General features: G+C 39.6%; 9 protein-coding genes and 1 rRNA gene. 8 read left to right on the top strand and 2 right to left on the bottom strand.

Annotated features, from left to right (window positions below):
• The 4 genes from rrf to MOZ64_RS07590 all read left to right on the top strand — a co-directional run.
• A 5S ribosomal RNA gene (gene rrf / locus MOZ64_RS07605) occupies positions 1 to 109 on the top strand; the annotation flags it as partial.
• Between the two features lie 73 nt (positions 110 to 182).
• Complete coding sequence (locus MOZ64_RS07600) at positions 183 to 1,643, top strand: DUF1846 domain-containing protein (RefSeq protein ID WP_320325978.1); 1,461 nt, start codon at positions 183 to 185, stop codon at positions 1,641 to 1,643.
• Positions 1,644 to 1,653: 10 nt separating this feature from the next.
• A complete protein-coding gene (locus tag MOZ64_RS07595; protein ID WP_320325977.1) occupies positions 1,654 to 1,938 on the top strand; it encodes a hypothetical protein in 285 nt (94 codons plus the stop codon).
• A gap of 1 nt (position 1,939) precedes the next feature.
• Positions 1,940 to 2,233: a hypothetical protein gene (locus tag MOZ64_RS07590; RefSeq protein WP_320325976.1), complete on the top strand. Its 294-nt coding sequence runs from the start codon at positions 1,940 to 1,942 to the stop codon at positions 2,231 to 2,233.
• A 13-nt stretch (positions 2,234 to 2,246) separates the two neighbouring features.
• Here the strand turns inward: MOZ64_RS07590 and MOZ64_RS07585 are convergent, their stop codons facing one another.
• Both MOZ64_RS07585 and MOZ64_RS07580 read right to left on the bottom strand, forming a co-directional pair.
• On the bottom strand, positions 2,247 to 3,722 hold the full coding sequence (locus tag MOZ64_RS07585) for an NAD(P)H-hydrate dehydratase (RefSeq protein WP_320325975.1): 1,476 nt from the start codon (positions 3,720 to 3,722) through the stop codon (positions 2,247 to 2,249).
• On the bottom strand, positions 3,722 to 4,000 hold the full coding sequence (locus tag MOZ64_RS07580) for a Dabb family protein (protein ID WP_320325974.1): 279 nt from the start codon (positions 3,998 to 4,000) through the stop codon (positions 3,722 to 3,724). Before MOZ64_RS07580 ends, MOZ64_RS07585 begins: the two co-directional genes overlap by 1 nt.
• A gap of 99 nt (positions 4,001 to 4,099) precedes the next feature.
• Between MOZ64_RS07580 and MOZ64_RS07575 the strand changes: the two genes are divergently transcribed.
• The 4 genes from MOZ64_RS07575 to MOZ64_RS07560 are packed head-to-tail and all read left to right on the top strand — an operon-like array spanning position 4,100 to position 8,419.
• A complete protein-coding gene (locus MOZ64_RS07575) occupies positions 4,100 to 5,716 on the top strand; it encodes an oligosaccharide flippase family protein (RefSeq protein WP_320325973.1) in 1,617 nt (538 codons plus the stop codon).
• A complete protein-coding gene (gene mnmG, locus MOZ64_RS07570; RefSeq protein ID WP_320325972.1) occupies positions 5,717 to 7,564 on the top strand; it encodes a tRNA uridine-5-carboxymethylaminomethyl(34) synthesis enzyme MnmG in 1,848 nt (615 codons plus the stop codon). It begins immediately after the preceding gene.
• 9 nt (positions 7,565 to 7,573) lie between these two features.
• Entirely contained in the window at positions 7,574 to 7,885 is a 312-nt protein-coding gene (locus MOZ64_RS07565; protein ID WP_320325971.1) for an FtsB family cell division protein, read from the top strand.
• 48 nt (positions 7,886 to 7,933) lie between these two features.
• Positions 7,934 to 8,419 (top strand): winged helix-turn-helix domain-containing protein, encoded by a 486-nt coding sequence (locus MOZ64_RS07560; protein WP_320325970.1) that lies wholly within the window; start codon positions 7,934 to 7,936, stop codon positions 8,417 to 8,419.
• The last annotated feature ends 14 nt before the right edge of the window (positions 8,420 to 8,433 follow it).

Below are 8,433 nucleotides of genomic sequence, written 5' to 3'. Positions count from 1 at the left end.
TAGCGATAGCGGAGTGGATACACCTGTTGACATCCCGAACACAGAAGTTAAGCACTCCCGCGGCGAAGATAGTTGGGCCTGCCCCTGCGAACCTAGCACGCTGCCGGGTCTTTTTTTTTATGTTGATAATTTTTTCTTTCATCGTTATCATATTCTTGGCAACTTTTTACGAAAGGATACGTATGAAAAAAGGATTTAATAATAAAAAATATTTAGATATGCAGTCTTCACATATCCAAGAGCGCATTGCGCAATTTGATGACAAATTATATCTCGAATTTGGAGGTAAACTCTTTGATGATTATCATGCCAGTCGGGTATTACCTGGTTTTGCGCCGGATAGTAAACTACAAATGCTGATGACCATGAAAGAACAAGCAGAAATTGTGATCGTGATCTGTGCAAAGGATATTGATAATAATAAAATACGAGGGGATCTAAACATCACCTACGATGAAGATGTTTTACGTTTGATCAAAGAATTTACATCTCGTGACTTATATGTGAGTAGTGTCGTTATTACGCAATATCATCATTCCAAAGCCATCGATCGTTTTAAAGCTAAATTGAAACGACGAAACATCAAAGTGTATCACCATTATTATATTGAAGGCTATCCAACCAATGCGAAGGCCATCATTTCCGAACAAGGGTTTGGCAAAAATGATTTTATTGAAACCTCTAGACCTTTGGTTGTCGTTACGGCACCAGGACCGGGCAGTGGCAAGATGGCTACTTGCTTATCCCAGCTTTACCATGAAAATATCCGTGGTGTCAAAGCTGGTTATGCCAAATATGAAACCTTTCCAATTTGGAATCTAGACCTTAATCATCCCGTTAATTTGGCGTATGAAGCCGCTACGGCTGATCTTGCCGATGTCAATATGATCGACCCTTTCCATTATCAAGCCTATGGAAAAGTAACGGTCAACTACAATCGTGATGTGGAGATCTTTCCTGTTTTAAAAAATATTTTTGAAGAAATATTTGGCTGTTGTCCCTATCAAAGTCCAACCGACATGGGAGTGAATATGGCTGGTTTTGCGATCGAAGATGACTCCATTTGTTGTCAAGCCAGTCAACAAGAGATCATCCGCCGTTATTTTGAAAGTTATACCCGTTATGTGAATGAACAATGTTCCATGGATGAAGTGAATAAACAAACCATCATCATGGAAAAAGCGGGCATTTCGATCGAAGATCGAAAATGTTTGGTGGCTGCCCGTAATAAAGCCAAGAAGACGCATAGCTTTTCTGGTGCCATTGAATTAGCAGATGGAACCTTGATCACCGGAAAAACGACGAATTTTATGGGGGCCGTATCCAATACTCTGATCAATGCCTTGAAATATTTAGCTCAATTACCAGACAATGAAAATGTGATTGCACCACAAGCTTTTGGACCCATTCAAGATCTTAAGACGAAATATTTAGGTAGTTTGAATCCACGACTACACATTCAAGAAGTTTTGATTGCGCTATCACTGAGTGCGGTTCATAATAGCGATGCAAAAAAAGCGTTGGATGTCATTCCTCAATTGAAAGGATGTCAAGCGCATTTTACATGTTTATTAAAAGCAGAAGATTTATCCATATTGACACAATTGGGTCTCGAAGTGACCTACGAAGCCGATAAACGATAGGAGGAATACTATGGCAAAAGCATTACCAAGCTCAGGGGCAGGCGCTGTCCGCATTATCTTAAAAAATAAGGATGCGTTTGAATTTACGTTGCGAGAAAAAAATGAAGCAGGCAATCGTACCGGATATTTATATGATGTTTTCTATGTGAATGCCACTGGCACTTTAAATATGCAAGTAGAAGACGACCAACCAGTCATTGCGTCTTTGAATCTAGGTTTAGGAAAAGTCATTACGTTATCGAATGATACCAATTTGAAAAAATTGTGTCAGTACGTATTAAAGAACACAAAATAAGATGCATACCTATACGTTATATGTGGTGGTGGATTCTTTAGAAAGTCAACGAATAGAGGATGTTCAATCTGCCTTGTCCAAATTGGGCGATTTTCATTTTTCACCCGTCCGCAATCAAGATTCGTTGATTGATTGTTCCGAATTCTATGCAACGATCCAATGCGCAGAACCGACATGGAACACCTTGATTCCCCAATTCAATGCTTATTGGTCAGTGCATGATGAAACTTGGATGGACTATGGATATAACACGCCGATGTTTCATCCAGATGTTTATTACTTAGAAATCAAATAAAAAGGGCTTTGGATCAGCCCTTTTTTCGTAATTGCCGAAAAACAATCGGTAATTGATCAATGACATCTTCTGGTTGTACACATGCCGGATCCACATCTAGTTTGGCACATTGACTGTGAATATATACACCGGTTACGGCTGCTTCTAACGCATTTTGGCTTTGGCCAAACAATCCCGTGATGATTCCACATAAAATATCGCCACTACCTCCTTTGGATAAAGCACTATTTGGTGCATATAGGACATATTGCGATTGACCTTGCGCAACGATGGTCACATTGGACTTTAACACCAATGTGACATCTGGATATGCTTCCACAAAGGTTTGGATACTTGCCAATGGATGTTTGGCAATGGTAGAAACCGGTAGTGAAGAGATATAACTAAATTCTTTGACATGGGGCGTAATGATCGTTGGTGCTTGGCGATGCAACCATTCTGGATGGTCTTTTAAGGCCCATAATCCATCGGCATCTACCAGTACGGGTTTTGAACTAGCTAATGCGGTATGTACCATATCGATCGTGGATGGGACTTGCCCCATACCATTGCCAATCGATAACACATCAAAGGCATTTATATGAGCTTGTAGATACGTGCTGCTCTTTTTATCAAAGTTTGGTTGTGGATAAATCAGACGCATAGCACTATCCATTTTATACGCTAAAATATCGGCAATACTAGCAGGTAGCATGAGCGTTAGGGTCCCAATGCCACTTTTGTAGCATGCTTTGGCTGCCATCGTAATGGCACCATGCATCGCTTTTGACCCACCAATCATCAAGGCTTTCCCAAAGGATCCTTTATGAGCAAGATTGGAACGTTTCGGTAAATGAATGTTCGTTTCATCAATGCGTTCCATCGTTGGTGTATCATGAATGATGCCAATTTCTAAACAATGGAGCTGACCACAAAGGGCAGGACCCTGATTGGTGATTTGTCCCCATTTGATACAATCGAGTGACAAGGTGATATCCGCATGAATGGCAATGCCGAGAATTTCACCGGTTGTTGCATCGAGTCCACTGGGCATATCGATCGCAATGGTTGGGGATGCATGATGATTGATTTCATTGATCAAAGAATAATATGGATCTTTGATTTCACGACTTAGACCATTGCCAAAAAGACAATCGATGATATAGGTATAGGAATGGTCTTTGATGGTGGCCCAATCAGTTAGGATGGGAATGCCCATTTGTTTTAAAATGGCTTGTTGATATTGGTTGTCATCGGAAAAATGGGTGCCTATCAGAAAAACATCCACAGGAATATGGGCTTGGATCAATAAGCGAGCCATCGCTAGACCGTCGCCACCATTATTGCCAGAACCACATACGATCAATAGGTGGTTTGGATGTTTCTTGGCGATGAAACGTGCACATTCGATGGCTGCATGTTCCATCAAGACAAGCGCAGGAATATGATAGTGTTTAATCGTTCGTTGATCAAAATCGCGTGCTTGTTGGGCTGAACAAATGGCACTCATTATTCAAAATCAACCGTCTTTGAACAGGCAACCAATGGCGCAAATTCTTTTTTGCAAGCACAGTGCAAGGCATTTTTTTGATAGGCATCTAAGTTTTCTTTGTCTAAACGAACGATCAAGGCAACATCAAAACTACGATCGGAATGAAGAAAATCTTTACCGACTTCCATTTCATGGACCAGATCAATTTTTCCTTGCATTTTATTTAAAATGGCAGCTAATTGATCTTGATTTTCGGGAGTTGGTTCTTTTAATTTAAAAAATACGATATGTGTCATACAAACCTCACTTTCATTTTCATGATACACTAGTCAACAAAAAAATGCTTACATTTTCACTACATGTGTTATAATCTAAACTCAAAGGGGACAGGCTCTATGGAAAATCAATCCAAAGTAAAAAAGTCGATCATCCTGTCAGGACTTGTTGGAACTGGCGGGCTTTTTGTTGCAAAATTAATAGGTATCATTTATGCCATTCCATTTTCTAGTATCTTAGGGAATGTCAAATATATGGGATATTATGGCCAAGCCTATAATATATATTCATATGTACTGAATGTATTTACAGCTGGATTTCCATTCGCAATTGCGACCATGGTTTCAAAATATACGGTATTAGATGATTCTAAAACGGTTTTATTGGTCAAAAAAGTGTCAATTGCGATGTTATCGCTTTTAGGCTTTATTGGCATGTTGTTATTGATGGCCTTTTCTGGGGCGCTAGCACCATTGATGGTGGCTGGTGATCCGACCATCATGGCCAATGTTTTGCGTATCTTAGCCATTGCCTTATTTTTTGTGCCCGTATTGTCTGCTTTTCGTGGATATTATCAAGGTCTGAAAGAAATGGGTGAATATGCCTTTTCTCAAGCCTTCGAACAAATTTTCCGAGTTGGTTTTTTATTATCAGCCGCCTGTTTATTGGTCTATGTTTTTCATTGGGAACGAAAATGGGCATTGTATGCATCGGTCTTATCGACCACGGTAGCTGCCATTGCTGGTATTCTTCAAATTCATCATTTTGATAAGGCAAGATCACAGGAAATTGTTGTCCAAGCCAAAGCACAAACAACACCTGCTTTAAAACGCAATGAGATCATTAAGGAATTGGTTATTTTGGCCATCCCTTATTTAATTTCTTCTTTGTTGGGATATAGCCAACAAATTTATAATGCGGTATTATTGCCAGCTGGATTGAAAGCCTACTATCCAAGTGAAGCGAAAGTATCTTCGATTATTTCGGCGACTACCTATGTTGGAGTCAAAATGACGGCCATTCCTATGGTCTTAGCGCCTGGATTTACGGCTGCCATTATTCCCCATATCACCTCGGCTTTGACCAAACATAATAAGCGATTGATCCAAAAAAATGTGGTGGATTGTTTGGGTGTCGTATTATATATAGGTTTACCAGTATCTTTTTGTTTATTTGCTTATGCAGCACCATTGAACTATACCTTATTTTATACGGATGATCTAAATACCAGTACCATGGTCTTACAATGGTTGACGCTGGAAGCCATAACCGGTACTTTATTACCAGTAGTAACCAATTTGATGATGGCATTAAAACTGCAATCCCTCGTCTTAAAAAGAATGATCATCAATGCGATCATAAAGGGTGTCTTGATGGTACCGATGACGATGATGATGGGATTTGGTGGTGCCGTATTGGCTTCTTTGATTGCAGATGGTTATTTATTCTTTTCCAATCTGCGACAAATAAAGATCCATTATCATATTTCTTATAAACGCGTAGGACAAATTGTGATTCGAGTATGCATTGGTTTAGTGGCTTTGTGGATCACATCGATGGTGTTGACACATCTTGGTTTAGGTAGTGTTTCTTCGCGTAAGATCGTATGCTTCATTACGATGTGTATCAATGGATTGATTAGTTTGTTGGTATTCATGCTTGTTACAATTGCCTTGAAAGTTCCTGAATTAGCTTTTCATGTGCATATTGGACGACCTAAAAAGGAGGCACAATAAATGTATGATGTCATTGTGATTGGTGCTGGTCATGCCGGTATTGAAGCGGCGATGGCTGCAAGTCGAATGCAGAAACAAACCGCTTTATTGACCCTTTCTTTGGATATGGCGGGTTCGATGCCTTGCAATCCAAGTGTTGGTGGTCCGGCCAAAGGAATCGTTGTTCGTGAAATTGATGCTTTGGGTGGTTTGATGCCCATTGCCGCCGATCGCACGGCCCTACAGTTTAAAATGTTAAATACGACCAAAGGACCAGGGGTATGGTCTTTGCGGGTACAAAGTGATAAAGTTGCTTATAAAAAATTTATGAAAGAAACGCTCTCTCATACACCGAATTTAACGGTGGTTGAGAAAATGGCTCATTCTTTGATGATCAAAAATCATCGAATCGAGGGTGTGCGATGTACGGATGGTACCGAATTGTGGGGCAAGAGCGTTGTTCTTACGACTGGAACATATATGTCTTCTTCGGTTTTGCGAGGACATACAGCTACGGAATCGGGACCAGAAGAACAACCGACGATACAATCGCTTTCGGAAAGTTTACGTCAAGCCGGTATTCGAACGTTTCGTTTAAAAACAGGGACACCACCTCGTGTTTTGACCAATACGATTGATTTTTCCAAAACGAGTGTACAACCAGGCACCAATGCGTTTTTGCGCTTTAGTGAAACGACACAACCCGAAGATGTATTACCATTTGATCAACAAGAAGTCTGTCATTTGATTTATACGATGCCCAAAACCCATGAGATCATTCGTTCACATTTACATGATTCGGCGATGTATTCGGGATTAGTAAAAGGGGTAGGCCCACGATATTGTCCAAGTATTGAAGATAAGCTTGTGCGGTTTGCGGATAAGCCTCGTCATCAATTGTTCTTAGAACCGGAATCTTTGTCGATGGATACAACGTATGTGCAAGGTTTTTCGACGTCTATGCCGATTGATGTACAAGAAGAAATGGTGCATTCTTTGCCTGGTTTGGAGCATTGTACGATTAAAAAATATGCCTATGCGATTGAATACGATGCTATTGATCCTTTGCAGATGAAGCCAAATATGGAAAATAAAATTGTCGAAAATTTATTTACGGCAGGTCAAGTCAATGGTACAAGTGGTTATGAAGAAGCGGCAGGTCAAGGATTGATGGCGGGGATCAATGCGGCTTTAAAAGTCGATGGAAAAGCGCCCTTTGTGTTGCGTCGAGATCAAGCATATATTGGTGTCATGATCGATGATTTATGCACCAAAGGAACAAAAGAACCTTATCGTTTATTGACAAGTCGTGCGGAATATCGCTTGTTGTTGCGTCATGATAATGCGGAAGAACGCTTGTTGGAACTAGGCTACCAAATAGGTTGTGTATCGAAAGAAAGGTATGATCAATATTGTCAAAAGCGAGAAGCTGTGCAACAAGCCAAACAAGTTTTATCACAAACGCATGTGAAAGCCGATCAAGCACTGAATACCTATTTGACTTCTTTGGGATTTACGCCAACCGATCGTGGTATGAAGGAAATTGAATTATTAAAGCGTCCTAAAGTGACGATTGAGGGTCTTTCATCCATTACAGGTGTCAATTTTGGCCATTTTATGAATCAACATATTGAAATTGATGTAAAATATAAGGGGTATATCGAGAAAGCAAAGCGAGATGCCCGGCATCTACAAGAAATGGAATCTGTTGCCTTGCCAGAGGATTTGGATTATGCGCATATGGACAATATTTCTTTAGAGGCACGACAAAAATTGGATGCTGTTCGTCCACAAACTTTAGGGCAAGCAAGTCGTATTTCAGGAATTAATCCGAGTGATATTGCGGTATTGGCAATGAAAGTTCGATAGGAGGAGCATATGGCCAGATCTCATAATAAGAAAAAGCGAAGAAGATTATCACCGATGTTAAAGCTGGCTATGGTTCTTTGCGCCGCTTTGATGATTTTTTCTGGTTTTTCCGAGTTAAAAACGATGTATGATCTGCATCGCAGTATTTCGGATACGCAGCAGAAGCAAAGTGCTTTAAAGGCTGAGAAAAAAGAATTGACGAAAAAGAAAAAAGATTTATCGGATCCTGATTATATTGAATATATTGCCCGAGGCAAATATCTTGTAACAAAAGAAGGAGAACAAGTATTTAAATTTTCTAACGATGATACGAACAACTAAGGAAGTGGCATTTTAGCCACTTTTTCTATGGGAGAAAGGATATAAAATATGACAAAATCAATTCAGATCCATAGTCGTGTTCTTGCAGAGTATGTAGAACAGCATGATCTATATCAAAAAACAGAAAATGGTGAATATACCATAAATGAAGATGGTTTTGCGAAGCTTCTTCGTCATTATAATGAAGATCTATTACGTGCCTATTTTTCGATGGGAGTGCCTTTAGAATATCGTTATTTTGAATCAGACGGATTGGTTTATGATCGAATGAACAAAAAAGTTACGATCAATCAGCAAGAAATAGCTTGTACACCAAGTGAATTACTCTTATTGGAAGCATTTCTACAAAATGCCCATATTGTATTGACCCGTGATATTTTGATTGATTTATTAAGTCATTCCAAAGCTGAGATCCAAGATAATACGTTGAGTGTATTTATTATGGGACTTCGTAAAAAAATTGGCAAAGAGCGTATTGGTGTTCGCAAAGGAATTGGATATTATTGGGTAGGCAGTGTAAATAAGCGAAAGTAAATTTTAAGCATCCG

The sequence above is a fragment of the Absicoccus intestinalis genome, from assembly GCF_033971885.1.
In the GTDB taxonomy this organism is placed as follows: domain Bacteria; phylum Bacillota_I; class Bacilli_A; order Erysipelotrichales; family Erysipelotrichaceae; genus Absicoccus; species Absicoccus intestinalis.
Note: the sequence above shows the minus strand (reverse complement) of the source record. Positions and strands in the feature narration are given on the sequence as shown.